The organism is Streptomyces sp. NBC_00704 (assembly GCF_036226605.1).
Taxonomy (GTDB): Bacteria; Actinomycetota; Actinomycetes; order Streptomycetales; family Streptomycetaceae; genus Streptomyces.
The window spans coordinates 7,748,293-7,773,919 of sequence record NZ_CP109000.1 but is presented as its reverse complement, the minus strand read 5'-3'; the positions used below and the strand labels follow the sequence as shown (position 1 = coordinate 7,773,919).

Here is a 25,627-nt window from a genome sequence, read left to right as displayed (position 1 = left end):
CCGGAACGTGCCCAGCACGGCCCATCGCCGTCGGTGTACCAGCCGTATCGACCGCGGACGCGCACAGAACTCATCGGCGCCATGCCCGAAGCACGCGCACGGCGAGTTCAGGGTGCTTGAGGGAGTCGGACGCGGTTTCGGACCGGCGGCTACGCGGACACGCGGTTGGCGGCGGTGAGAAGGGCGCGCAGAGGCGCGGTGTCGGGCGTGTCGGCGACGGCCGCGTCGAGGGCGTCGTCCATGTCCCTCTCCCACACCTCGGGCAGAGTGAGTCCGGGCTGCCCCGACCACGCGATGTCCGGGGCGACCTGTCCGGTTGCCGCGAGGCGCAAATGGACCATGCCTGCGAGCCCGTCGAAAACCGTGGGCCGGACGAAGTTGCGGGCCGACGCCCCGGTGAGCCGCGCCGCCTGCGCGGGCTTGGGTATGCGGTCGGTGATCTCCGTCCACAGCAGGCCTCGGTCGAACGCGTCGAGCACATCCTCCAGACCGGGCAACTCGGCGTCGCCCGCGGTCCGGGTCGCCGAGGCATCCCGGCGTACGACGGGCGCGGTTCCCTCCGAGGGGTGCCCCGCGGAGCGCAGCGACCTGGCCACCGCGAGCCGCAGCGGGCGGGACCAGCCCTCCGCGTCGGCGACCGCGCGGGCCATGACCAGGTCGTCCCAGCTCATGCGTGGCAGGCCCATCGCCTCGCGGGTCAGCGTGCGTGCCTCCAGTGCGGCGAACACTCGGCCGGGGTCGCGTAGCAACGTGAGCGCGGCAGGCTCCTCGGCCGAGCCGTCGGTTCGGCCGTCGGCGGGCAGTTCCTCGATCAGGGCGATCCGTTCGCCGGTCGGCGGGTGGGAGTCGTAGGGGTGCGGCCGCGGCGGACGCACTCCGGCGGAGAAAGCGGCGAGCCGCTCCCCCGTGCGGGCGGCGAGCAGCCGTGGGAAGCCGCCGTGGAACTCGCCCACCGGCGGCAGCGCTCCGCACGGCATGCCCATCGAGGCGTACGTCTCCAGGTAGTGGGTGTGGGCGGCGTCGAGCACCGGGAGGGCGCGCAGCGCGGCTGCCGTCGCCTCACGGCCCGCGTGCCGCGCGGCCATCTGGTCGGCTGCCAGCTCCTGGTGGCGGGCCACGGCCTGCGAGGTCCGCAGGAACATCCGGGCGTAGCCGATGTACAGGGCGCCGATCGCGTGATGCATGGCGGTACTGCCCTCGCGGAACACCGCCACCGTGTGCAGCACCGCCTCCCGGCCGCGCATCGTGATCCCGCCGAGCCGGGTGCCGAGGTGGCCGTAGTGGCCGAACTCGTGGGCGAGGACGGCGCGCAACCGCGGGACTGTCATCCCGGCGAGCAGCGGCAGGCCCAGGATCATGCGGCGCCGTCCGGGCAGCAGCCCGAGCAGGCGGCTCTGCTCGGCGACCCCGGCGTTGACCTCGGCGACCAGGTACAGCTCGTCCGGCGGCCGCTCCCCCGTCGCCTCGGCGGCGGCACGCACCTGTTCCCACAGCTCGGGCTGGTCCTGCTGCGTGATGGCCACCCCGTGCGGGACCGGGCCGAGGCGCCCGGCCCGCAGAAAGGCGTACATGCCCCGCAGGACGGCCACCGCGAGGAGGGCGGTGACGGTCAGGACCGTGCCCTCGAACCAGGCCGCCCGCGCGGTGAACCACCGTGTGACCAACAGCCAGTCGAGCAGCGCCATGGCCGCCAACAGGACCACGCCGATCAGATAGAAGCCGACCAGCAGCACGAGCGCGCGGGCAGCACGCAACCGGAACATCATCAGAAGAATCCCTCGTGGCTCGGCCGGCCCGGACAGGTCGACGGCGCCCGCAGATCGTACCGTCGGCCTTCCGCCGGGTTCTCGGCCCTCGTCGAGCACGGCGCGTACCGCGCCCGCGCAGCCCGCCCGCATGGACTCGCCACGAAACCCGCGGCGCGGGCCGGTGCGACGCCCGCCCGTCCGGGAGCCCTCGGCACAGCCCTTGCCGTCTCTGCGCCGGCGGACGTCCCGTCTCAACGCCCGCTGACATCACCGGAGTTGGAGCTGCGCGGGCCTCGGTCCGGTCCCGCGGCCGCCGGGTCACGTCGTGGTGTCGGGGGTGAATCGGTAGCCGATGCCGGGTTCCGTGATGAGGTAGCGGGGTCTTGAGGGTTCTGGTTCCAGCTTGCGGCGGAGATTGGCCAAGTGGACGCGCAGGTAGTTGGTCTCCTTCTCGTATCGGGGCCCCCAGACCTCCTGGAGGAGCTGACGTTGGGTCACCAGGCGTCCTGGGTGACGGACGAGGAGTTCCAGCAGGTGCCATTCAGTGGGAGTGAGACGGATCTCGCCGACCGCGGTGGTGACGCGCTTGGCGGCCAGATCGACGGTGAACGCGGCTGTCGTGATCACGGGCTGTTCGTCGGCGGGGGTGGCGCGACGCAGGGCGGCACGGATACGGGCGAGGAGTTCGCCCATGCCGAAGGGTTTGGTGACGTAGTCGTCGGCGCCGGCGTCCAGGGCGTTGATCTTGGCGGTCTCGTCGTGGCGGGCGGACAGGACGATGATCGGAGCGGTGGACCAGCCGCGGAGGCTTTCGACGATGTTGATGCCGTCGAGGTCGGGCAGGCCGAGGTCGATGACGGCCAGGTCGGGGGCGGCGGTGGCGGCGGCCCGCAGGGCGGTGGTGGCGTCGGAGGCGGCGCTGGTCCGGTAGCCGCGGGCGGTCAGGGCGATGGTCAGGGCCCGCAGCAGGTGAGGGTCGTCGTCGACGATGAGGACGCGGGTCATGGCGCTGTGGGGAGCGTCAGGGTCATGGTCGTGCCGCCGCCGGGGGTGTCGGCGGGGGTGAGGGTGCCGTTCATGGCTTCGGTGAAGCCGCGGGCGATGGCCAGCCCCAGTCCGAGGCCGTGGTCGGTGGTGCGGTCGTCCAGTCGCTGGAAGGGCGCGAAGACGCGTTCGCGCTGGTCGGCTGGAATGCCGGGGCCGTGGTCGACGATCTGGATCCGGATCGTGCCTCCCTCGTGGCGGGCCCATACGTGGACGGGTCGGTCGGGTGGCCCGGCATGGAGGGCGTTGGCGACCAGATTGGCGAGCACACGTTCCAGCAGGCCGGGATCTGTCCAGGCGGGCGGCAGATCATCGGGGACGTCGACGTCCACGGCCCGTCCGGGAGGTGGAGGGGTGTGCAGGAGGGCCGCGGCAGCGATCTCGTCGACGGCGGTGGGGCGGGGCTGGACGCTGAGGGCGCCGGCTTGCAGGCGGCTGAGCGCGAGGAGGTTCTCCACCAGGTCGTTCATCTTGTCGGTCGAGGCGTCCACGGTGGCCAGGAGTTCGGCCTGCTGGGCGTCGGTGAGTTCCAGGTCGGGCTCACGCAGGCTGGACACGCATGCCTTGATGCCGGCGAGCGGCGTCCGCAGATCGTGGCCGACGGCGGCCAGCAGAGCGGCCCGCAGTTTGTCGATCTCGGTCAGCTCGCGCGTCCGGGCGGCCTCGGCGGTCAGGCGCTCGGCCTGCAGCGCCCGGGCCGCGGCGGTGGCCAGCAGCGCGAGGAAGCGTTCGTCGGCGGCGAAGACGGCGGGGCCGTCGGCCACCAGACGCAGGTGTTCCCCTGCCGATGCGGACAGCGTCGGACGGGCTGACGGCGGCTCGCCGACGGCGGCGACCGGCCGTTCGCCGTCGGCGTCTCGTTCCAGCAGTGCGGCGCCGGTCATGCCGAACGTGTCCCGGACGTGCTCCAGTACCGCGCTCAGCGGCCGCTCCTCCAGCGGCGCCTCGGTGATGCGGGCCAGGAGGGCGGCTTCGACGCCGCTGCGGGCGGCGGCGGCGCGTTGCCGGGCGGCCAGGTCCACCGCGACGCTGACGGTGGCGGAGACCGCCACATAGACGGCCAGAGTGATCACCAGGTCACGGTTTTCGACGGTCAGGGTGTGGAAGGGCGGCACGAAGAAGTAGTTGACGAGCGCGTCGGAGGCCACCGCGGTGACCAGCGCCATGGGCAGGCCGCTGGTGGCGGCCACGAGGACCACGGCGGTGAGGTAGATGAGCACGATGCTGGCCAGCGACAGCGATGGCCTCGCCGGTACCAGAACCGCGGTCAGGACAGCCAGGCCGGCCGCTCCGGCGAAGGCCGCGGCGGGCCGGCGGATGGCGGTCCTCCGGCGTCGGCCGGCCTCGTGCGCATGCATGCCTTTCATACTGCGGAACGCTAGCCGACCTGGGACCCGGCGCCGCGGGGGTCGTCGTGTGCGGGTACCCGGTCGCTGGAGTCCAGCTGCCACGGCACGCTCGTCACCATCACCCCGCGCTGGAACAGCAGTCGTGCCTTGAGCCGCAACGCGGACTGGTTGTGCAGCAGGTTCTCCCACCAGTGCCCGACCACGTACTCGGGGATGTACACGGCGATGAGGTCCTGGGGGTGCTCGTCGTGCAGGCAGGCGATGTACTCCAGCACCGAACCGGTGATGTCGCGGTACGGGGAGGCCAGCACCGTGAGCGGTACCGGGATCCGGCGCTCCTCCCATTCGGCGCGCAGCGTGCGCACCTCTTCGCCGCTGACCTCGGCGGTGAGCGCGGTGAGGGTGTCCGGTCGCGTTGCCCTGGCGTAGCCCAGCGCGCGCAGGGTGGGCTGGTGCACCTGCGAGACCAGCACCACGGCGTGGGTGCGGCTGGGCAGCACGATGCCTCCCGGCTGTGGCCGGAGCTCCCGGGCGACCCGGTCGTAGTGGCGACGTATGCCGAGCATCATCACGTACAGCACCGGCATGGCGATGACCACCAGATAGGCGCCGTGGCTGAACTTGGTGACCAGGACCACGCCCAGCACCAGTGCCGTCAGGCCGGCGCCGATCGCGTTGATCAGCCGCGAGCGGTGAATGCGTCGACGCTGCCGAGGATCGGTCTCGGCCGCCAGTCGACGGTTCCAGTGCCGCACCATGCCGGTCTGGGAGAGCGTGAAGGAGGTGAAGACGCCCAGGATGTAGAGCTGGATCAGTCGGGTCACCGATCCTTCGAAGGCGTAGATGAGGGTTGCGGCGATCACCGCGAGGATGATGACGCCGTTGGAGAAGGCGAGTCGGTCGCCGCGGGTGTGCAGTTGCCTGGGCAGGTAGCGGTGCTCGGCCAGGATCGCCGACAGCAGAGGGAAGCCGTTGAAGGCGGTGTTGGCCGCCAGGATCAGGATGAGCGCGGTCGCGGCCTGGATGTAGAAGAACATCACCGTGTCCGTGCCGCCGAACACCGCCGCGGCGACCTGTGCGATGACGGTGCGCTGCGAGCCGGTCTGACAGTTGCCGGGGAAACCCACCAGCCGGCAGGCGTCTTCGGCGTAGCGGACGTCCGTGATCAGGGCCAGCGCCGTGATCCCGGCGAACATGATGATCGACAGTCCGCCCATCACCGCCATCGTGGTGGCCGCGTTCCGGGCCTTCGGCGGCTTGAACGCAGGCACCCCGTTGGAGATCGCCTCGACGCCGGTCAGCGCCGTACAGCCGGACGAGAACGCCCGCAGCATCAGCAGGACGAGCGCCATCCCGGTCAGCCCGGCGCTTCCCTGCTCGGCGTGAACCTGCCACCCGGCGCTCTCCGCCACCGGCGCACGGCCGAAGGCCGTCTGGAGCAACCCGGTCACGACCATGGCCAGGACGCCGGCGATGAACAGATACGTCGGCACGGCGAACAACCGCCCCGACTCTCGGACGCCGCGCAGGTTCATCGCGGTCAGCAGTGCCACGAACCCCAGATTGACCGCGACCCGGTGCGCGCCCAGCGACGGCACCGCGGAGATGATGTTGTCCACGCCGGCCGCCACGGACACGGCCACTGTCATCACGTAGTCCACCAGCAGCGCCGAGGCGACCACCAGTCCCGCCCAGGGGCCCAGGTTGCGGGTGGCCACCTCGTACGAGCCGCCGCCGGACGGGTAGGCCTGCACCACCTGCCGGTAGGACAGGACCACCACCGCCAGCAGCACCACCACCCCGGCCCCCACCCAGGGCGCCAGGTGCAGATACGCCAGCCCGCCGAGCGTCAGCACCAGCAGTATCTCCTGCGTCGCATACGCCACCGACGACAACGGGTCGCTGGCGAACACCGGGAGGGCGATCCGCTTCGGCAGCATCTGCTCGCCCAGGCGGTCACTACGGAGCGGACGGCCCACGATCAGCCGTTTGAGCGGTATCGACATGTCCGCCAGCCAACGCGCTCACCGCGGCGGCGCCTGAATCTTCGCGCGTTCTTGACGCCGCCGGCAGCGATCTTCGCGCCTTCTTGGCGCGGATCCGGGCTGGACGCGGTAGGTCATCAGCGCCCATGCGATCGCTCCACCCCGCCGGCCCGCGAACAGACCCAACGCCGGTGCACCCGTACGCCCCCGGCGACGGCGACCGCCCGACGCCGCCCTCGCCGACGCCTGCGGCTGCGGCTGCAAGGGAGATCAGCCCCGGCGCCTCTCGCTGCGGATGCGAGCGCGTTCCTCGCGCTGCTCGGCGTTTCGCGGACTCACGTCACCTGGAGAGCCGAACGGGACGAGCGTTGATCCTGTCGGACGGGTCGGACTACTGCCTGTGGCGGCGCGTGGCCTGTCGGGGTGGCAGGGTCAGCGTAATTTGCCGGACGAGTTGCTGAAAGCACGCAAGGGAGGCGAGGGCGGGCAGGGTGGCTCCGGCGATTCCGGTGAAGGTCTTGTCCGCTTGTGCCACGCACAGCATCATCGCGACGGAGGAGAAGAGCAGGACGATGAACCATGAATGCACCGCCCGTCGTTGGTGCAGGGCGGTGCGCAGGATGGACAGAGACGCCACCATCCACGGGCCGTACACGAGGAGAGGCCAGGACGGGGCGATTCCGGTGCCCGTTCCGGACGTGATGTTCTGCAGCGGCCGGTAGGCCACCATGCCACCGAAGACGCTGACCATCGCCACGATGACGGAAACGAGGGCGACAAGGGCGAAGCTGCCGGTCTGCAGCCATTTGAGCCGGCCTTTCCGAATCTGCATTTTGCGATGCCCGGCAGGGGAGTGTCGGGGAGGCGGTTGCGCACCAGCCAGACTCTCCAGCGGCTCATCGAAGTCGACGCCGGACGGGGGCTCCCTGCGCATCGGCGGGACCCTCGCCGACGGCTCCGCCGGAACGGCTTCCTGCAGGAGATAGGCGAGTTCCTCGACCGGGTCCCAGCCTCCGGGAGCGGCAGCAGTCAGCGGAACACCTGCGTGGACGCTGCCGTCGGGCGTCCCGCTCCAGGCCGGTCCTGTCTCATAGGAGTACGCGTCGGAGTACCACTCGCGCTGTGCCGAGACAGGATCGCCGTAGTCATGATTCATGGCACTCTTCCGTCACGCACTGTTCACGGTCGACGTTTCCTTGACCCGTCCACCGGGCATCGAATTCCTTCTGAATCGACTCCAGCAGCCCGAGGAAATCACGAAGCAGCGGCTCGGTAACTCGATGCCCGCCCCATTCCGAATCCGCGCTCGTGGCCTCTTGTTCCGCGAGCGCCGAGTAGATCACGCCGGACGACCAAGCGTATTTCCGCACCGTCGGATCATGGGCGGCGGCTACGTTCCCCGGTCTGGCGTTGCGTCGAGGCATACCGGGAGGCATTGCTTGTGTCATATCCCGATAACGGCGTCCTGTTCGCTCCGGGTGCGCGGGCAGATGAGTGGCCGCGACACCGTTACGAGTGAAAGATCCTTGATCAAGTCCTACATGTCTCACTTGGCACTTCATGAACCAAGAGGCTTGTCATCGGAGCCGACGAATCGGCGTCCAGGATGCGCCGCCCTCAGATGGACGAGGGTCCCGACGGCGGGTCGGACCGGACAGGGCATCCTCACCGGCCGGGGACGAGTGCGGCCGCGGCGGGGCCGCGCAGGACGTGAAGGCCCGCTGAACCGTCTCGCGCGTCACGCACGCCTTCCTTCCTGAACGAGAAGGATGGCCGGTCGGATGCGGGCAGGCGGCGTCAGCGAGGTGCCGCCTCAGCACGGCCGAACCGCGGAATCGGCCCGGCGGGCCGGGTCCGGATGGAACCGGCAGGCCGCGGCCGGCAGCCTGGCCCCGGCTCCGCCCGGTCTACCCCTTCGCCGGGCGCAGATGGCGGCCCAGATAGCGGGCGGTGACGCTGCGCGGATCGTGTACGAGGTCCTCCGGTGTTCCGGTGGCGACGACGGCGCCGCCGGCGGTGCCGCCTCCGGGGCCCATGTCGATGACGTAGTCGGCGTTGGCGATCATGTCCAGGTCGTGTTCGATGACGATGACGGTGGCGCCGTTGTCGCTCAGTCGCTGGAGGACGCCCAGGAGCGTGCGGATGTCGAGGGGATGGAGCCCGACGCTGGGTTCGTCCAGGACGAAGAGGGTGTCGGACTGGTTCCGGGTCAGCTCGGTGGCCAGCTTCAGCCGCTGTGCCTCGCCACCGGAGAGGGCCGGGGTGTCTTCACCGAGGGTGAGATATCCGAGTCCGAGGTCGATGAGGGCTTGGAGCCGGGTTCTCACCCGGCGAATGTCCCCGACCTGCTCGATCGCCTGCCTGACGGTGAGGGCGAGGAGCCCGGGCATGGACAGGCCGGCGTCGGGGTCTCCGTCGGCCGGGCGGAGGATGCCGGCGGCCGCGGGGGCGTACCGGGTGCCCTCGCACGCGGGGCAGGCGATGTCGACGTCGGGCAGGAACTGAACGTCCAGGGAGACCTGGCCGGTGCCTTCGCAACGGGGGCAGCGCAGGGAGCCGGTGTTGTAGGAGAAGTCGGCGGCGGTGAGCCCCCGCTGCTCGGCCGCATCGGTGGCGGCGTAGGCGCGGCGCAGGTCGTCGAGGATGCCGCTGTAGGTGGCGACGGTGGAGCGGACGTTGACGCCGATGGGGGTTGCGTCGACCGTGTTCACCCGGGTGATCGCCTGCGCGTCCACCGCGACCACGTGGTCGGGCAGCGCTCCGCCCGCGGCTTTCGCCTGGAGCGCGGGGATCAGGCTCTCGAGGATCAGCGTGGTCTTGCCCGATCCGGAGACGCCGGTCACGGCGGTCAGGCGGCCCTGGGGGATGTCGACGTCCAAGGCGTGCACCGTGTGCAGGGGCCGGGTGGAGAGGCGGATGCGGCCTTGGTCGAACATCTCGTCGCGGTCGGCCCGCCGGCGGCGGAGGACGGGTTCGCGGCCGGTGAGGAATCCGCCGATCAGCGAGTCGGGGGCCTCGCCCACAGTGGTGACGTCGCCGGTGGCCAGGACGGTCCCGCCTTCGGTGCCGGAGCCGGGGCCGATCTCGATGAGCCAGTCGGCCTCGCGCAGGACCTGGACGTCGTGGTCGACGAGGACCACGGAGTTGCCGTCGCGGAGCAGGTCGCGCATGACGCCGAGCAGACCGTCCACGTTCGAGGGGTGCAGCCCGATGGAGGGTTCGTCGAGGACGTAGAGCACGCCGGTGGTCTGGTTGCGTACGGCGCGGGCCAGTTGGACGCGTTGCCGCTCGCCGGTCGACAGGGTCGAACTCGCCCGGTCCAGGGCAAGGTAGCCGAGGCCGAGTTCGACCAGTCGGCGGGCGGTCTCGAGCAGCGTAGCGACGATGTTCCGCGCCATCGGGCGCATTTCGGACGGCAGGGCGTCCGCGAGGGTCGGGGCCCAGGCGATCAGTTCGTCGAGGGTCTTGGCGGTGGCGTCGGCGAGGTTGACGCCGTCGACGACGGTGCCGCGGGCCTGCTCGCTGAGCCGGGTGCCGTTGCAGGCCGGACACACCTGGGCACTGATGAACCGGTTCACCCGGTTCAGCCCGCGTTCGGTGGTGGCCTTGTTCAGGGCCTCCTCGACGGCCCGGCGGGCGTTGCGGTAGGTGAAGTCGAGTTCGAAGAACTTGCCGTTCTTGGACCGCACGCTGATGTGCCGCTGCTCTGCCGGGCCGTGCATGACGATGTCCCGCTCGTGCGCGGTCAGTTCGGCGTAGGGCACGTCGGTGCGCACCCCGAGCTCGGCGACGACCTGCGGCATCACGGTCAGCCCGAACATCGACCAGGGAGCCACGGCCCCCTCGGCGATGGTGCGTCGGGGATCCGGGACCAGAGCCGTTTCGTCGACCTCCCGGACCGTGCCGGTGCCGGTGCACTGCGGGCAGGAGCCGTCGGAGTTGAAGGCCAGCGACTCGGCGCCCGGCGGATAGAAGGTCACGTCGCACACCGGGCAGGTCAGGTCCAGTCCTGCGGCCACATCGATCGTCGGGTCCTGCCGGTGGCCGTTGGGGCACAGGTGTGATCCCAGTCGGGAGAACAGCAGACGCAGCACGTTGAGCAGTTCGGTCGACGTGCCGAATGTGCTGCGCACCCCGGGCACCCCGGGCCGCTGCCGCAAGGCGAGGGCCGCGGGCACGTGCTGGACGCTGTCCACCGACGCTCGCGGCGCCTGCGCCATGCGACGCCGGGTGTACGTGGACAGCGCCTCGATGTAGCGCCGCGAACCCTCCGCATACAGCACGCCCATCGCCAACGACGACTTGCCGGAGCCGGAGACCCCTGCCACCGCGACGAGTCGGCGCAGCGGCACCGTGACGTCGACGTTCTTCAGGTTGTGGACCTTCGCCCCGCGTACCTGGATGGACAGCGGCGGATCGGCCGCGTCCGCAGCCCGTGCGCCGAGGACCCCGGCCCACTGGTTCCCGCCCGCCACCTCGTCGTGCGCCATCGCTTCTCCCGTCCCGCCGCGTCGTCCGACTGAATGCCAGGCAGACGAAGTCACAGCTTGCCCCGATTCTCCGTGTTCCGTAGTTCCCGGGCGTGCGGCACCGGCTGCACGCCGACGAAGCCGAGGATGGTCGGCAGGCCGCAGGAGGGGTGGACCAGCTTCTTCCTCCTCGCGCCGACGCAGCCGACGCGCCGACCTGCGCACCGCACCGGACCCGACGCGCCGCGCCGCGCCGCGCCTGACGGCCTGCCCTTCCAGCCCCTGCAACCGCTGGCGTCCTCCGGCGCGGCGGCGGCTGCCGCAGAAGGGGAGGGTGCCGGGCTGGCGCCCGGCGACGTCCTCGGGTGAGGATGCTGCCTATCCGGTCCCCGCACATACCACCGGTACCAGTCGCCTCACACGACCAAGGGCGTTCACGTGCCACAGTTCCCGGCCTTCGATGTCATGACGGCGACCTGCCCGTCCCGTACCTCGCTCGCCCGCATCGCCAACAAGTGGACGGCCATGGTGGTCATCGCGCTCAGTGCGGGCCCCCTGCGCTTCGGCGACCTGCGCACCAGCGTCGGCGGCATCAGCGCCAAGGTCCTCACCGAGACGCTCCGGGACCTGGAACGCGACGGGCTCCTCACCCGGCATGTGTACGGCGAGGTGCCGCCCCGGGTCGAATACGAGTTGACGGCACTGGGGCGCACTCTGCATGTCCCGCTTCAGGCGCTGGCCCTCTGGGCCGAGCAGCACTTCGCCGAGGTCCTCGCGGCACGCGAGAACTATGACGCCCGCCAATGACCGGTCCAGATCACCGACAGCCGTTTCACCGGCGCCGAGACGGCGGTCAGGGCCCCGCGCCCGGAGCTCGCCGGACGGCGGCTTCCGCCCGGGAGGGGTGCGGACGGCCTATTCCCCCCAGAAGGCGTCCTCGGCGTCCTGGTCGGCGGAGAACAGCCACATCTCGACGATCTTGCCGTCCTGGAGGCGCAGGACGTCCACGCCGTCCATGCTCATGGACGCGCCCTCGCGCCGCCCGGCGAAGTGGATCGAGGCGGCCACCGTGTCACCGTTGCCCATGAGGGCGTGGATCGCGTCAATAGCGAAGGAACCCTGGCTGGCCGCCATCATCCCGCCGAGCATCGCGAAGACGGCGTCGTGCCCCTTGTGCTCACCGGAAAACCGGTTGGCGCCCGGCTGATGCCAGACGATCTCCTCGTCCAGCAATCCGCCCACCCTGGCCAGGTCGCCCTTCTGGACGGCCTGGAAGTACTCACGGGCGATGTCGACGTTCTTACCGGTCATGACAAAACTCCTCACGCCTCCGGCATGGAGGCGGTGCGACTACCGATACGGGGTGGATGCGGGGCGCGACGCTTGCGCGACTCGGCACGGTTCAACGGTGCGCGGCCCTGCTGTGTCTCCATCCTCACCGTCGACACCCCGGTCACCTCAACGTAACCAACGGGACAATGTGACGCACGTCACAGGTTCGGCTCACACCCGGGCTCCGCCGACCGCGCTTCGACCCACCACTCGCGCGGACACCGAGCGGACCCGGCGAGAGCGCACCGTCACCCGCGTCCCCGGCCCCGGTGCCGCCCGGCAAGGGCCCCTCCCGTGTCGCCACCGGCGGACGGCGCGCAGGGCCGGCTTTCTCCGGACCGCCCCGAGGTTGCTCACCAAGGCGCGACCGCCCAATTCACCCGACCTATCGCCGCTTCTCACCCTCGCGCCTCGAGGGCCTGCTCCGAAGACGGGGGGCGTCAGCAGCGATAATCACGGGTTTTCGGTCAACCCTCTGGACAGACTCCACGCTCCAGCTCCTTAATAGATCCGATGTTGCTCCAGCGAAGACGCACCCGTGGGTGACCTGTCCTGTCATCTGCTCGCCGTCAGCAAGCGATGAGTCACTCCGTTCAGCCCGGTGATCGAGCCGCAGCATGGTGCGTCGGTCCAGGAAAATTTGGAGATCACGTGATCAGAGCGGATCAGCTGCACAAGGGACACTCGCCGGTATGGCGGTACGCCGAGTGCGGGGTTCGCCCTCCGCCTGCGCCCTGCCCGTGCCGGAGCTCCTGATGCCCGAGCCTCCGCGACGGCCGCGCCGACCTCCCTTTTGAGTGTCTCCCCACCGCTCGACACCCGATGGCGCCCAAACCACCCCCTCTCCGTGACCGGCACACCCCGCCGACGGCCGACACCGCCGACGGCGGTCACACCTGGCCACGCAACTTCCGGCCCGCCTTCGAAAAAGCGCTGTCCGTCCTCCGCCGTGGCACCCCGCCAGTCGCCTCCGGCCCGACCGGTGAGGAGCACCTGGCAGCCGGACCCGCGCCCCTGCCGCTCGATGCCGAGCCGGTCGAGCCACGCCCCGACAGCCGGCCGCCAACCCCGGGCGGTCACTTTCCCCTTGACGGCCACCCGGCCTGCAGTTTCCCGCGGGACGTCGGTTTCACAGCCGCTTCGCCCATCCCTGCGTGCCCCGGTGCCCAGGCCGTCGGCAACCGCCTGAGACGTCGTCACCGCAAGCGATCCCATCGATCCACAGGAGTGGACCATGCCCTCACCAAGAATGTCCCGCCGTACGTTTCTCGGCGCAGCGGGTGCGGCGACCGCCGCGACCGCCCTGCCGGTCCTCCCCGGCTTCTCCGGCTTTCTGCCGCAGGCGGCCGCCGCGGACACGCAGACCAACCTGAGCAAGTTGGTCGACATGCGGTTCGGCATGTTCAACCACTTCAGCATGGGCACGTTCACCAACCAGGAGTGGGCCGAACCCGGCCAGAGCCCCACCCTCTTCGCTCCGCCGAGCGTCAACTGTGCACAGTGGGCCGACGCCGCGGCCGCCGCGAAGATGAGTTACGGCATCCTCACCACCAAGCACCACGACGGCTTCGCCCTGTGGCCGAGCCACTACGGCACCCAGAACGTCGCGAACAGCTCCTACAAGCAGGACGTCGTCCAGGCATACTGCGACGCCTTCCGGGCCAAGGGGCTGAAGGTCGGGTTCTACTACTCGATCTGGGACCGCACCTTCGGCGTCGAGGCATGGGAGAGCCGGCACAAAGTGACCGGTCTCGAGATCACCGATGCCGTCCAGCCCGGCGACATGACCTTCATCCTCGGCCAGATCACCGAGCTGCTCACCGACTACGGCACCATCGACATGTTCATGACCGACGGTTACGCATGGCAGATGGGGCAGCAGGCCGTCTCCTACCAGCGGATCCGTTCGCTGGTGAAGCAACTCCAGCCGGACTGCGTCATGATCGACATCGGCGGACTGTCGGAGCCCTTCCTCAGCGACGCGATCTTCTTCGAGGAGCCGCTGGGCATCACGTCGCCGGCGGGCAACACCCACGCCGGAATGCAGGGGCAGACCATCAGCAACGGCTGGTTCTGGCACCCCTCCACGCCGACCGAGAGCCTCATGAGCAAAGCCGCGATCCTCTCGCACCTGGCCGACCTGGAACCGAAGTACACCTCGTTCATCCTCAACTGCCCGCCCAACCGCAACGGCCTGCTGGACACCAACGTCGTCAACCGGCTCGCCGAAGTGGGCGCCGCCTGGAACCCCAACGCCTCCCGGCCACCGTTGCCCACGCAGCCACTGCGCGCCGAACACCCGATCACACCGGTCAACGCGTACGCGACCGCCTTCCACACCGGCGAGGGACCCCTCAACGCCATCGACGGACTCAGCGACGTCCGCTACGAGACCTGCTGGTCCACCTGGAGCCTGCCGCTGCCGCAGTCCGTCACCATCGACCTGGGCGGGGTGTGGAGCAACGTCTCCACCCTGGAGTACCTGCCCAAGCAGTGGAACCGCACCGAATCCACCGACGGTGACATCACCTCGTACACCATCTTCGCCAGCACCGACGGGGTCACCTTCACCCAGGTCGCCGCGGGCGCCTGGACCGGTGACCGCACCCTCAAGCTTGCCGAGTGGCCGGCCAGGAACGTGGGCTTCGTACGCATCCAGGTCAACGCGGCAACCGGTGGCTACGCCAACGTCGGCGGCGTCAGGATCGGCGGCCGGACGGCCAAGCCCGCGCTGGTGTCCGGCACCCTTCCCGGTAACGGCACCGTCTACCGACTGGTCGCCCGGCACAGCGGCAAGGTCGCCGACGTGGAGGGGGCGGGCACCGCCAACGGCACCAACGTCGATCAGTGGCCATGGCTCAACCGGGCCAACCAGAAATGGACGTTCAGCAGCACCGGCGACGGCTACTACAGGATCAAGGGCGTGGGCAGCGGCAAGCTGCTGGAGGTCGCGGGTCTGTCCCGCGCGGACGGCGGCAACGTCGGCATCTGGGCAGACGCCACCGCCCCCCAGCAGCACTGGGCCGTGACGCCCACCGGTGACGGACACTACTTCCTCATCAACCGCTACAGCGGTCTCTGCCTCGGCGTCGACGAAGGAAGCACCGCCGACGGGGCCAATGTCGAACAGCAACCGTACGCGTCACAGACGCGGCAACAGTGGCAGATCATCCCGTCCTGACCCGCCCTCCGCCCCTTCCCCCCTCTCGACCGGCTGTCAGTGGATCGCCGCCTCGCGGTCCGGAGGCGGCGCTCCGCAACCAGCGGCCGGATCGCTCGAGCGTGATCGAGCGGTCCGGCCGCACTCCTGTCGCGGAGAACTCACCTCCGGCTGTCCGTCAAACGCCCTGTTCCTTCTCATGTGTTCAGTCCACTGAAACGACCGACCGACCGGCGGGCTGGCGGGCTGAGGGCTGGCGGGCCGAGACAGCGGTCTCACGGTGCCGCTCCCCCTGGGCATGCGAGAGCCGGCGGGAGGGGCGTCAGCGGTCCGTCGGGAGCACCTGGTCCAGACCGCTCTCGCGCAGGATCTGCTGGATGGTGTCGTCCAGCGTGCTGACCGTGTCGATCACGGTCTCCAGGCCGCCGGGCAGCAGGTCCTTCTCCCGGTACCAGTCGCGCAGGTGGACTTCGGTGACCTGCTCGAGGTATTCGGCGTCGGCTTTCGTCGCGTGTCGCAGCAGTGTCTCCGTATAGGGCACGTCGAGGTAGTAGCAGCGTGAGACACCACGGTGGGCGCGCACGAGGTCCTTCAGCATCGTGCCGTAGCGGTCGGCGTACAGGAGGCCCTCCACGACGACATGGAAGCCGTTGCTCAGCGCGTAGCGGGCGGTCAGGTCGATCAGGCCGATGTTGGCGCCGCCGGGCCGGTCGCGTTCGCGCAGTACGACGCGGCGCAGGTTGTCCTGGCCGACGATCGCGAGGTTGCGGCCGAACTTCTCGCGCAGCCCGGCCGCGACGGACGACTTACCCGAGGCGCTGTTGCCCCGGATCACGATCAGGCGTGTGTCTTGCGATCCCACTGTGCCCGACAGGCTGTCCGTCACGCGTCGTCGTCCTTGATGCTCAACTGCAGCCGGTTTTCGTGGAAGTGGTCCCAGTTCATGATCAGGCGGAAGCGCTGATGTGCCTCCAGGCGTTCCGCGTCGGCCGGTTCCTGGCCCCGCTGTACGCGGGCGTCCCCGGACTGCACGAGTTCCGCGAGGGCGTTGCGGACGTCGTCGGCCTGCCGGCCGGTGGCGGCCGCCAGTCGGTCCAGGGAGGTGAGAATCTCCTGCGGTTCGCCCAGATCGTCGACCAGGTGGTCGACGAGCGCGTCGACGAGCGGGCCGGTGCGCAAGGTCCAGCGGATCCGGTCGAGCCGCTTGGCGAGGTCGGCGTCCAGAGGCAGCAGGTCGTCGGGCAACGGCAGTACTTCAGGCATCGACCACCGGGTGCCGTCCGGTGTCTCCTCGCGGCGCGCCAGGCCCCACGTCAGGTACAGCTCGGAGAGGTCCCGTACGGTCTTGGGAACCGGGTGGCCGGCGGCGGTGAGCATGGCGCCGAACCTCTCCCAGCGATCTGCCTCGTTCGCTTCGCGCTCCTCCGGCGCCTCCTCGTGGTCCCCTTCCTCGTCGGGCCACGAGAACGTGAGCGCGCCGTCGAGATCGCCGCCGATCATCTCCCAGTGGCCCTCGAAGATCTCCTGAAGCAGGTCGTCCAGAGAACCGGTGAAACCGGGCTGACTCGCGGTCCCGATCAGCATCGTCAGCGGGAAGCCCTGGCGCGGCAGGACGTGGTCCCATCCCGAAGCCCACCAGTCGTTGTGCATCGCCAGGTCCCGGCGCGGTCCGGGCGTAGACAGGTTCTCAGACATCCGCAGTTCTTCCTCGAGGAACGGTCGAACACTCGCAGCGCACGCACTGTGGTGCGCGAAGCTGTGCCACTTGCGCCCGCCCCGGGCTTGAGGCGGGACGCGACGTGCCCGACCGTACCCGCGGTCGTCCCGTCCCCGATGGGCATCGTGCGTTTCGGTACTCCTTGGGGTGAACCGGTCCTGTCGGCTTCCTCATGTGCCGCCGTCGATGGGCACGTAGGTGATGTCGCCGACGTACTTCGTGTCCGGCTTGTCCGGCTTGCGCGCGGTGAAGTCGCGGCGGATCAGGTCCGGAGCCTTGGCCGCAGCCGATCGAGGACGGTGGTGCGGTGCCGGCGACGCAACCGGACCTCTTCGCCCCGACGGTCATCACGGCGCGTGACCCGCGGTGGTCGATGATCCGACCGACGCGGATCCCGGCGAGCGCGCAGACGAGCGGGGCGGCGGAGCACGCGGCCGTGGTCACCCCGGCCGGCCACCTGGTGACGTGGGTGATCTGCGGGTTCAGCACGGGGGACGCGTAGTGGACGATGCCCCGGCTGGTGATCCGGGTCGCGCACAGCGCCAGGAGGGCGGCGCGGGGCCGCGACCGGGCCCCTGTTCCGGTCGCGGCCCCGCGCTCAGGGGAGTTGAGGCCGGTCACGAGCCGCAGCAGCCGCCCGCCGGTGCCACATCGACCGCCGTGACCGCGGGCGCGCCGACCTCCGTGGCGGTGGGCGCGCCCACGCCGATCTGTACGAGCGCGGGCGCCGGGGCGCAGCAGCCGCCGCCGTCGGCCTGCCCGGCGGCCGGGTCGTCGAACAGTCCGGCTCCGCCGCAGACGCCGGTCTCCGGGAGGGTGAGTTCGACGCGGTCGGCGGACTCGAGGTCGCCCGCGATCGCGGCGGTGACGGAGCGGACCTGCTCGTAGCCGGTCAGAGCCAGAAAGGTGGGGGCGCGGCCGTAGGACTTCATGCCGACGAGGTAGACGCCGGGTTCGGGGTGGGACAGCTCGCGGTGGCCGTGCGGGTAGACGGTGCCGCAGGAGTGCTGGTTGGGGTCGATCAGCGGCGCCAGTTCCACCGGTGCCTGGAGCCGTTCGTCCAGGCCGAGTCGGAGTTCGGACAGGAAGGACAGGTCAGGGCGGAGGCCGGTGAGCACGATGACCTCGTCCACCGGCTCGAGGCGGTGGCCGTCCTCACCGGCCAGGACCAGGCGGCCCTCGCCGTCGCGCTCGATGGCTTCGGTGCGGAAGCCGGTGACCGCGTCCGCGTAGCCGTTGTCGACAGCCGCCTTCGCGGCCAGGCCCAGGGCGCCGCGGGCGGGCAGCTGGTCGGCTTCGCCGCCGCCGAACGTGGAGCCGGACAGGCCACGGCGCAGGATCCACACCGCGCGGGTGCCCGGATCGTCCTTGGCGATGTCGGCGAGGGTGGCCAGCGCGGTGAACGCGGAGGCTCCGGAGCCGATGACGGCGGTGCGCTTGCCTGCGTACCGGGCGCGTACGGCCGGGTCCTTGAGGTCGGGGACGCGGTAGGTGATGCGGTCGGCCGCCGCGCGCTCGCCGAGCGCGGGCAGGCCGCTGGCGCCGGCCGGGCTGGGGGTGGTCCAGGTGCCGGAGGCGTCGATCACCGCGCGGGCGAACAGGCGCTCCTCCCGGCCGTCGGCGTAGGTGACGTGGACGACGAAGGGCTGGCTCTCGCGGTCGGCGTCGACGATCCGGTCGCGTCCTGCCCGGGAGACACCGGTGACGGTGGCGCCGAAGCGCACCCGCTCGCGGAGGACGTCGGCCAGCGGCTGGAGGTACTGCTCGGCCCAGTCGCCGCCGGTGGGATACGTGGTCGCGTCCGGCTTGGTCCAGCCGGTGGGGGCGAGCAGCTTCTCGGCCGCCGGGTCGGTGAGCTCGCCCCAGGTCGAGAACAACCTGACGTGCGACCACTCGCGCACCGCGGCGCCGGCGGCTGCTCCGGCCTCCAGGGCCAGGGGCTCGATGCCGCGTTCGGTCAGGTGGGCGGCGGCGGCCAGACCGGCCGGTCCGGCTCCGATCACGACGACGGGCAGCTCGGTGATGGCGGGCGCGTTCACGGCGACTCCTTGCGTGTTTCGACGTCTGTCGATGGCTTCGGCGGCCAGCATTACACCTGATTCGACGGGCGTCAACATAGACATTCATCGAATCCAGGGGGGTCCAGGGGTCTGCGCATGGAGCACGTCGACGTCATGATGATCGGCGGCGGACACTGTTCTCGGCCGGGGCCTGCACCGCTGGCGGGACGCCGTCCGCGCCGCCCGGCGTCCGGCCGCCGCGCTCGCGCGCCGCTGAAGCAGGCGACCCTCGCCCCCTGGTTCGACGTATGTCAACATAGACGCATGTCGAATGCCAAGGTGCTGCCGCTGCTCGAGCCCGCCGACCAGAGCGCGGCGCCGTGCTGCCCGCCGCTCACCGAGCGCCCCTTCACCGCCGAGGAGGCGGAGACGGCCGCTCGGATGTTCAAGGCGCTCGGTGACCCCGTCCGGCTGCGCCTGTTCTCCGCGGTCGCCTCGCACGAGGGCGGCGAGGCATGCGTGTGCGACATCTCCGACGTCGGCGTCTCCCAGCCCACCGTCTCCCACCACCTGAAGAAGCTCAAGGAAGCCGGCCTGCTCACCTCCGAGCGGCGCGGCACCTGGGTCTACTACCGCGTCGAGCCGTCCGTGCTCGCCGCCATGGGCAAGCTGCTGACAACGGCGGCCGCCGCCTGACTTGGACGCGGGGGCGGAGCCGGCCGTCTGACGCGGGGGCCGGCTTACAGCCGTCCGGTGATTCGGCGTGCCGTGTCGGGGGCGGGACGGCCCACCCCGATCGGCGTGGCGGAGGCCGGCCCGGTCCGGTCGCCGTAGCCGAGCAGGTGCAGGCGCGGCTCGTGCACGGCGTGCGTGCCCTCGGTCGAGATGTGGCCCCGTGCCTGGCGAAGGCCCAGCGGGGTCAGGTGGGGCAGGGCCGGGCGGAAGCCGGTGCACCGGATGACGGCGTCCGCGTCAGCGTGTGAGCCGTCGGCCCATTCGATGCCCCTTGCGGTGAGCCGCGCCACCCTGCGGGCGATACGCCTCTTCGCGGGCGCCCCCTTCGACGTGATCATCCCCGGTGAGTACGGCGAGGAAGCGGGAGTCCGCCGCTCCTGACGGCACCGCGCCGTCCCTCCCCGGCGATGACGACCACCTCGTCGCCGTCGGACCAGCGCCGGCGGTCCGCCTTGGGCGGATTGAGGCGCAGCCCGTACCCGGGGGCCCGGCGGGCGTCGGCGCGGCTGCGGTAGCCGACGGCGCACTCGCCCCGGGCGCGTGCCGCCGCGACGACCGTGGCGAAGGACGTCTCGTGGCCGGTCACGACGTAGTCGGCGGCCGACCGCAGGTGGATCTGCGTGCCGTCGGCCGAGAACAGTTCGTCGAACACGTCGGCCAGGTGGGGGTTCTGAGAGATCTGCGCCATCAGCAGCCCGATGAGCTTGCCGCTGATGATCACGTCCGCTCCGGGGCCGAGCGGGGCGAGGGGCCGGTTGGCGTCGTCGGTGAGCTCGGTGACCACCGGCAGCTCCCGGCCGGTGCGCCGTTCGAGGTGGCGCAGGACGAGCAGGGTGACGAGCGTGCGGGTGTCCGGCTCCTCGGGAGGCTCACCGGCCCGTGGCTCCTGGCCGAGCACGATGACGCTGTCGTAGGAGCCGAGGTCCAGGCCGGCCAGGGTCTCCGGGCGGGTGGTGTCGCCCCTGAGGGCCACACAGGTCCAGCCAGGGCCGTCACCCTCACCGTCACCGTCGCCGACGTCCCTGTCGTCGTCGCAGGCGGCCCGCACCACGGCCTCGTCCTCGTCCGCCACCACGTCGGCCACCGAACCCGGGGGTGCGTTGCGGCCCCACTCCCGCAGGACGAGGGGTGCGCGGCGGTTCCAACCGAGCACCAACAGCCGCTCCGGCCGGGTCTCCGACGGCCGGGGGCCCGCCACGGACCGCTCGTCGACCAGCGACGCGCAGTCGGCGAGCTCGGCGGTGTCGTCGTCGGCGGCGATGACGAGGAGCTGGTCGTCGGGTTCGAGCACCGTCCGCGCGGGCGGGTTCAGCCAGGGCACCCCGCCACGGATCAGCCCGACCGCGCTGGCGTTGCCGTAGGAGAGCAGCGCCTCGCCGAACTCCCGGCCGGCCAGGGACGGGTGGGCGGCCGGGTAGAACTCGTCCCCGGCGAAGTCGAGCAGGTCGCGGTGGACCAGGGACAGTCCCGGGCGGCGCGCCGCCTGCGCGATCAGCCGGGCGGTGACGGTGTCGCTCTCCAGGACGACGCCCCGGGACCCGGCGGCCAGGCGGGCCGCGAGCAGGTAGCGGCTGTCGCGGACCGCCGCCACGACGGGCACGGTGGCGTCGCCCCCGCGCGCCGTCGCCCGCAGGGCCAGCAGCGCCTTGACGACGTCCGCGTCGCCGCGGGACGCGTCGGGCGGCAGCACGATCACCGAGTCGGCGGTGGCCGGACTGGTCAGCGCCAGCACGGCCGGGTCGGCCGACGGACCGCTGCGGCAGATCAGCCGGGTCCGGCCGGTCGGGCCGACCTTGCTCTGCAGGGACTCCTCCATGGCCGTCTTGTCCCGGTCGGCCAGGATCGCCACGGCCGACCGCCGCTGGTTGGCGCCCGCCGCGACCAGTTCGCTCACCACCGTGAAGACCTGTTCCGACCAGCCCAGCACCACCACGTGGCCGCGCTCCAGGAGCTTGGAGCGGCCGCGCCGCAGGGCGATGAGCCGCTCGGTGAGCCCGGTCGTGATGAGACCGACGAGGGTCGAGACGTACACCAGGGCGACCAGGGCCAGCAGCACCGACAGCGCCACCCCGGCCGGACTGCCGGTGGCGCCGCCCAGCCGCATCGTCTCCCCGGTCAGGCGCCAGATCGCCGCCACCTTCCCGGAGAGGGTGGCGGGGGCGTGCCCGCTCGTCCACACCAGGGCCGCGCTCGCGGGGACGACGACGGCCAGGCAGACCAGCACCAGCCAGCCCACCAGGGCCGAGGTGCCGCGCGCCATGGTCGTGTCGAACCAGTACCGCGCTCGGGCACCCGCCCCGGGCCGCTGTTCCACTGATTTCCCCTTCCGCGCGCAGGTCTGTAGGGGGCAGTGTCCTGACCGGCCTCGCGCGCCGGGCGGCACGGGGGCGCGATTCATCCCTTTGCCGTAACCGGGGGCAGGCACCCGCCCCCGCGTGCCCCTGCGCACCCGGTCCGCATCGGTTTGAACAGGGGCTTTCCCTCGTCCGTGGCAATTCACCACGACTCGGAGCGAACCGGTCCGGCGGGCCCGTAGAAGTTGAGCCATGACCGAGCCTCACCAGGCTGACGCCGACCACGGCGGCCTGACCAGACGTACGCTCACGACGGCCGCGGGCACGACCGCCGTGGCCGCCGCCTTCCTCAGCACCGGCAGTGCGGCGGCCCTGCCCGCACAGTCGCCCCCGCGCAATCCCGTCCCGGCGGCGGCCCCGTCCGCGGCGCGGGGCGCGGGCTTCGACCGCTGCCTCGCCGTCGCCCGGGCCCTGCTCGTCGTCGACGACGACGGCCGGCCCCTCGTCCCCGGCTACCGGCGTGTGCTCAAGGACGGCCTGCCCCGCACCCGGACGGCCGGGGCCAAGAAGGTCCTCGTCATCGGGGCGGGCCCGGCCGGCCTCGTCGCGGCGTGGCTGCTCCGGCGCGCCGGACACCACGTGACCGTCCTGGAGGCCAACGGCAACCGGGTGGGCGGGCGCATCAAGACGTTCCGCCGCGGCGGCCACGAGAAGTCGGCGCAGCCTTTCGCCGATCCGCGCCAGTACGCCGAGGCCGGCGCGATGCGGCTGCCCGGCAGCCACCCGCTGGTGATGGACCTCATCGGCCAACTTGGCCTGAAGAAGCGGCCGTTCTACTACGTCGACGTGGACGGCCACGGACGGCCCGCCGCGCACACCTGGATCCACGTCAACGGCGTGCGCATGCGCCGCGCCGACTACGCCCGCGCCCCCCGGCGCATCAACCGCTCCTTCGGCGTCCCGCGCGCCCGCTGGGACACGCCGGCCGCGGCCATCCTGCGCTCGGTCCTCGACCCGGTGCGCGACGAGTTCAGCACGCTCGGGCCGGACGGCAAACGCACCGACAAGCCGCTGCCCGAACGCATCCAGGGCTGGGCCAGGGTGGTCCAGCGGTTCGGCGACTGGTCGATGTTCCGCTTCCTGACCGAGCACGCGGGCCTCGACGAGCGGACGGTCGACCTGATCGGCACCGTGGAGAACCTCACCTCTCGGCTGCCGCTGTCCTTCGTGCACAGCTTCATCGGGTCCTCCCTGATCAGCCCGGACACCGCGTTCTGGGAGCTGGAGGGCGGCACGGCCGTCCTGCCCGACGCCCTGCTGGCCAAGGTCCGCGACACCGTGCGGTTCGACCGGCGGGTGACCCGGATCGAGTACTACGACCCCGATCCCGGCCGGGCCGGCAGCGACACCCGGCACGTACGCGCCCGGGGACCCCAGGTGTGGGTGGACACCGTCTCCGAGGGACGGGGCGGCCCGGTCGTGCGCGAGCAGTTCACGGCGGACGCGGCGGTGGTGACCGTGCCCTTCTCCGGCCTGCGGCACGTGCAGGTCAGCCCGCCGATGTCGTACACCAAGCGCCGGGCGGTCACCGAGCTGCACTACGACTGCGCGACCAAGGTGCTGCTGGAGTTCAGCCGCCGCTGGTGGGAGTTCGACGAGGCCGACTGGAAGCGGGAGCTGGGCCGCATCGATCCCGGACTGTACGACGCCTACCGCGCCGGACGGACCCCGGACGACGGCCGCCTGCTCGGCGCCCACCCGTCCGTCCCGTCCGGCCACATCACCGCCGGCCAGCGCACCCACTACGCCGCGAACCGCGCCGTCACCCGCGACCAGCCGGCCGCGGTCGACGTCGTCGGCGGCGGCTCGGTCTCGGACAACGCCAACCGGTTCATGTACCAGCCGTCGCACCCGGTGCCCGGCAGCGCCGGCGGGGTCGTCCTGGCGTCCTACAGCTGGGCGGACGACGCCCTGCGCTGGGACTCCCTGGACGACGAGGCCCGCTACCCGCACGCCCTGTGCGGGCTCCAGGAGGTGTACGGCCAGCGGATCGAGGTCTTCTACACCGGCGCGGGCCGCACCCAGAGCTGGATGCGCGACCCGTACGCCTACGGCGAGGCGTCCGTGCTGCTGCCCGGCCAGCACACGGAGCTGCTCACCTCCATCCCGGCCCCCGAGGGGCCACTGCACTTCGCGGGCGACCACACCTCCGTGAAACCGGCGTGGATCGAGGGAGCGCTGGAGTCCGCCGTGCGCGCCGCCCTGGAGGTCCACTCGGCATGAACCGCGCCGGGCGCCGCTCCCCCGTGCGAGGGGGCGGCGCCCGGCTCACGGCGGCTCACGGCGGCGCACGGGCGCCTGGACCGCCTGTCCATTACCCGAAGCCGCTCAGCACGATCAGGCCGTACAGGGTAAAACGACGCGGCAGTGCGGGGCGTGCGCCTTGACATCCCGCGCCGTCCGCAGCGCCTCCTCGAACTTCGGCCGTCCGCGGACGCGGGTGCTGATCTTCGCGGTGAAGATCTTGTCGCGGGGGATGCCGTGCTTGCTGACGCGTCGAGCTGGGAGTCGAGTTCCTGCCCGAGGGCCGAGCATCTTGCGTAGCCGATACGGATGTCCGCGCTCGGCAGGTCCGGGTGTTGATCGGCGCCGGCGGCGGCGTGCCCGGCCGCCACGGCCGGTCCGGGCCGCGGTCGGCCGGGATGGAGACCCGCAGCCCCTTCTTCAGCCGGGGCACGACAGTGAAGCGGCGGGTGTGGTGGGCGAAGGCGACCGCGCCGCCGCGCGAGCGGCCGGGCGAGCCGGGTTGTGCGTCGCCCTTCGGGCAGGCGTGCTGTCCGACGTCGTTCTCGTCCGACCGATCGGTCGGATGAGGGTGCTGAGGGGCCGTCATGGGCCCGGACTTTCGCACAATGCAAGTCTCAGAACGGACTGGCTCTCGCTCTTCAGTGAGAACGAATTCTGCGAACGAATCCGGGATCAGTGGGGGTCCGGCGGTCCGGGATTGATCTTGCTCGCGCAAAGGAGCGTTTGCGAGAGAGCCCGAGTCAAAGTAGCGATCTTCAGTGATCGAGTGCCGGCTGCCGGTTGGCAACCGGAAGCAGCCTGCTGAAGGTGCTTCGCGTGACCACCGGGCGGTCCGCAGGAGGGCCCTGGGGGCGTCAGCCCGAGGCGCCGCTGCGCCGGGCGTAGGCGCGGGCGGCACGGACGCGGTCGCCGCAGCGTGTGGAGCACCAGTGGCGCCGGCCGTGGGTGCGCAGGAGGAACCGGTCACAGGGGGCTGATCCGCAGGCGGCGAGGATGCCGGCGTCGGGACCGGTGAGCAGGTCGGCGGCGTCGGCGGCGAGGGTCGCCAGTGCGTGGTTGACGGCCTGGTCGGTGGGGTGCGCCTGGACGCGGCGCAGTCCTCGGCCCCCGTCCCAGGCGAGGAGGGGGGCGGTGGGCACGGCAGTGAGGGCCTCGTTCACCGCGCGCAGGGATTCCTGGGGCGGGGTGGTGGTGTCGACGCGGGCGGCGAACAGGACGCGGATGTGGGCGCGCAGGGTACGCATCCGCTGCGCGCACACCTCGTACAGCTGCACGTCCGGGGTGGTCAGGTCGTGGGCGGCGAGCCAGCGCATGGCGGTTTCCGGGGCGGCGAGCAGGTCGTAGCTCTGGCCGGCGGGCAGGGTGGCCGCGGTGTCGGCGAAGTCCAGGGAGCGGTACCGGTCGGCACCCGGTGCCGGGGGCAGAGCGGTCGGCGCCACGTCGGCGGTCAGGGCGTCATCCATGCCTCTCATGGTAGCTCTTGCGTT

General features: G+C 71.3%; 17 protein-coding genes and 2 pseudogenes. 4 read left to right on the top strand and 15 right to left on the bottom strand.

All coding sequences use genetic code 11. The features are described 5' to 3' along the window. Nucleotides 1-149 precede the first annotated feature (149 nt). The 7 genes from OG802_RS33735 to OG802_RS33705 form a co-directional block, all read right to left on the bottom strand. Nucleotides 150-1,754, bottom strand: coding sequence for a M48 family metallopeptidase (locus OG802_RS33735; protein WP_443055418.1), 1,605 nt, complete (start codon nt 1,752-1,754; stop codon nt 150-152). A gap of 312 nt (nt 1,755-2,066) precedes the next feature. Beyond that, the gene (locus OG802_RS33730; RefSeq protein WP_329416640.1) at nt 2,067-2,753 is read right to left on the bottom strand and encodes a response regulator; all 687 of its coding nucleotides are present in this window, start codon (nt 2,751-2,753) and stop codon (nt 2,067-2,069) included. After that, entirely contained in the window at nt 2,750-4,150 is a 1,401-nt protein-coding gene (locus OG802_RS33725; RefSeq protein WP_329416639.1) for a sensor histidine kinase, read from the bottom strand. Before OG802_RS33725 ends, OG802_RS33730 begins: the two co-directional genes overlap by 4 nt. Before the next feature lie 20 nt (nt 4,151-4,170). Further along, on the bottom strand, nt 4,171-6,147 hold the full coding sequence (locus tag OG802_RS33720; RefSeq protein ID WP_329416638.1) for an APC family permease: 1,977 nt from the start codon (nt 6,145-6,147) through the stop codon (nt 4,171-4,173). 370 nt (nt 6,148-6,517) lie between these two features. Continuing rightward, nucleotides 6,518-7,282, bottom strand: a complete 765-nt coding sequence (locus OG802_RS33715; RefSeq protein ID WP_329416637.1) for a DUF2637 domain-containing protein — start codon at nt 7,280-7,282, stop codon at nt 6,518-6,520. Beyond that, complete coding sequence (locus OG802_RS33710) at nt 7,272-7,496, bottom strand: hypothetical protein (protein WP_329416636.1); 225 nt, start codon at nt 7,494-7,496, stop codon at nt 7,272-7,274. The genes OG802_RS33715 and OG802_RS33710 overlap by 11 nt, the downstream gene beginning before the upstream one ends. Nucleotides 7,497-8,033: 537 nt before the next feature. Further along, nucleotides 8,034-10,616, bottom strand: a complete 2,583-nt coding sequence (locus OG802_RS33705) for an excinuclease ABC subunit UvrA (protein WP_329416635.1) — start codon at nt 10,614-10,616, stop codon at nt 8,034-8,036. A gap of 417 nt (nt 10,617-11,033) precedes the next feature. On the opposite strand from OG802_RS33705, the gene OG802_RS33700 reads away from it, so the two are divergent. Next, complete coding sequence (locus OG802_RS33700; RefSeq protein WP_329416634.1) at nt 11,034-11,402, top strand: winged helix-turn-helix transcriptional regulator; 369 nt, start codon at nt 11,034-11,036, stop codon at nt 11,400-11,402. A 108-nt stretch (nt 11,403-11,510) separates the two neighbouring features. On the opposite strand, the gene OG802_RS33695 is transcribed toward OG802_RS33700, so the two are convergent. Then, nucleotides 11,511-11,906 (bottom strand): nuclear transport factor 2 family protein, encoded by a 396-nt coding sequence (locus OG802_RS33695; RefSeq protein ID WP_329416633.1) that lies wholly within the window; start codon nt 11,904-11,906, stop codon nt 11,511-11,513. A 1,255-nt stretch (nt 11,907-13,161) separates the two neighbouring features. Between OG802_RS33695 and OG802_RS33690 the strand changes: the two genes are divergently transcribed. Then, nucleotides 13,162-15,108, top strand: a complete 1,947-nt coding sequence (locus OG802_RS33690; protein ID WP_329416632.1) for an RICIN domain-containing protein — start codon at nt 13,162-13,164, stop codon at nt 15,106-15,108. Nucleotides 15,109-15,409: 301 nt separating this feature from the next. On the opposite strand, the gene OG802_RS33685 is transcribed toward OG802_RS33690, so the two are convergent. The 4 genes and pseudogenes from OG802_RS33685 to OG802_RS33670 all read right to left on the bottom strand — a co-directional run bounded on the left by OG802_RS33685 (nt 15,410) and on the right by OG802_RS33670 (nt 18,843). Further along, nucleotides 15,410-15,973 carry an AAA family ATPase gene (locus OG802_RS33685; protein WP_329416631.1) on the bottom strand — a complete coding sequence of 188 codons (564 nt, stop codon included), beginning with the start codon at nt 15,971-15,973 and terminating at the stop codon, nt 15,410-15,412. Next, complete coding sequence (locus tag OG802_RS33680) at nt 15,970-16,782, bottom strand: DUF6042 family protein (RefSeq protein ID WP_329416630.1); 813 nt, start codon at nt 16,780-16,782, stop codon at nt 15,970-15,972. The genes OG802_RS33685 and OG802_RS33680 overlap by 4 nt, the downstream gene beginning before the upstream one ends. A gap of 355 nt (nt 16,783-17,137) precedes the next feature. Then, nucleotides 17,138-17,425, bottom strand: a pseudogene (locus OG802_RS33675) (MFS transporter); the annotation flags it as partial. Next, nucleotides 17,422-18,843 (bottom strand): NAD(P)-binding domain-containing protein, encoded by a 1,422-nt coding sequence (locus OG802_RS33670; RefSeq protein ID WP_329416629.1) that lies wholly within the window; start codon nt 18,841-18,843, stop codon nt 17,422-17,424. The pseudogene OG802_RS33675 and the gene OG802_RS33670, both read right to left, overlap by 4 nt. 285 nt (nt 18,844-19,128) lie before the next feature. Between OG802_RS33670 and OG802_RS33665 the strand changes: the two genes are divergently transcribed. Continuing rightward, nucleotides 19,129-19,500: an ArsR/SmtB family transcription factor gene (locus OG802_RS33665; protein WP_329416628.1), complete on the top strand. Its 372-nt coding sequence runs from the start codon at nt 19,129-19,131 to the stop codon at nt 19,498-19,500. Between the two features lie 44 nt (nt 19,501-19,544). On the opposite strand, the pseudogene OG802_RS33660 reads toward OG802_RS33665, so the two are convergent. Then, a pseudogene (locus OG802_RS33660) lies at nt 19,545-19,823 on the bottom strand (pyridine nucleotide-disulfide oxidoreductase); the annotation flags it as partial. A 50-nt stretch (nt 19,824-19,873) separates the two neighbouring features. Beyond that, nucleotides 19,874-21,799 (bottom strand): CASTOR/POLLUX-related putative ion channel, encoded by a 1,926-nt coding sequence (locus OG802_RS33655; protein WP_329417609.1) that lies wholly within the window; start codon nt 21,797-21,799, stop codon nt 19,874-19,876. A gap of 286 nt (nt 21,800-22,085) precedes the next feature. Here OG802_RS33655 and OG802_RS33650 point away from each other — a divergent pair, with 286 nt between their 5' ends. Then, entirely contained in the window at nt 22,086-24,116 is a 2,031-nt protein-coding gene (locus OG802_RS33650) for a flavin monoamine oxidase family protein (protein ID WP_329416627.1), read from the top strand. Between the two features lie 878 nt (nt 24,117-24,994). Here OG802_RS33650 and OG802_RS33645 read toward each other — a convergent pair. Then, a complete protein-coding gene (locus tag OG802_RS33645; RefSeq protein ID WP_329416625.1) occupies nt 24,995-25,603 on the bottom strand; it encodes an ABATE domain-containing protein in 609 nt (202 codons plus the stop codon). Nucleotides 25,604-25,627: the final 24 nt, after the last annotated feature.

Bases quoted from the DNA above. Each gene is read 5' to 3' on its own strand.
- OG802_RS33705 (WP_329416635.1), bottom strand. From the start codon at position 10,616: ATGGCGCACGACGAGGTGGCGGGCGGGAACCAGTGGGCCGGGGTCCTC.
- OG802_RS33695 (WP_329416633.1), bottom strand. From the start codon at position 11,906: ATGACCGGTAAGAACGTCGACATCGCCCGTGAGTACTTCCAGGCCGTC.
- OG802_RS33655 (WP_329417609.1), bottom strand. From the start codon at position 21,799: ATGGCGCGCGGCACCTCGGCCCTGGTGGGCTGGCTGGTGCTGGTCTGC.
- OG802_RS33715 (WP_329416637.1), bottom strand. From the start codon at position 7,282: ATGAATCATGACTACGGCGATCCTGTCTCGGCACAGCGCGAGTGGTAC.
- OG802_RS33725 (WP_329416639.1), bottom strand. From the start codon at position 4,150: ATGCATGCGCACGAGGCCGGCCGACGCCGGAGGACCGCCATCCGCCGG.
- OG802_RS33690 (WP_329416632.1), top strand. From the start codon at position 13,162: ATGCCCTCACCAAGAATGTCCCGCCGTACGTTTCTCGGCGCAGCGGGT.
- OG802_RS33720 (WP_329416638.1), bottom strand. From the start codon at position 6,147: ATGTCGATACCGCTCAAACGGCTGATCGTGGGCCGTCCGCTCCGTAGT.
- OG802_RS33650 (WP_329416627.1), top strand. From the start codon at position 22,086: ATGACCGAGCCTCACCAGGCTGACGCCGACCACGGCGGCCTGACCAGA.
- OG802_RS33645 (WP_329416625.1), bottom strand. From the start codon at position 25,603: ATGGATGACGCCCTGACCGCCGACGTGGCGCCGACCGCTCTGCCCCCG.
- OG802_RS33665 (WP_329416628.1), top strand. From the start codon at position 19,129: ATGTCGAATGCCAAGGTGCTGCCGCTGCTCGAGCCCGCCGACCAGAGC.
- OG802_RS33680 (WP_329416630.1), bottom strand. From the start codon at position 16,782: ATGTCTGAGAACCTGTCTACGCCCGGACCGCGCCGGGACCTGGCGATG.
- OG802_RS33730 (WP_329416640.1), bottom strand. From the start codon at position 2,753: ATGACCCGCGTCCTCATCGTCGACGACGACCCTCACCTGCTGCGGGCC.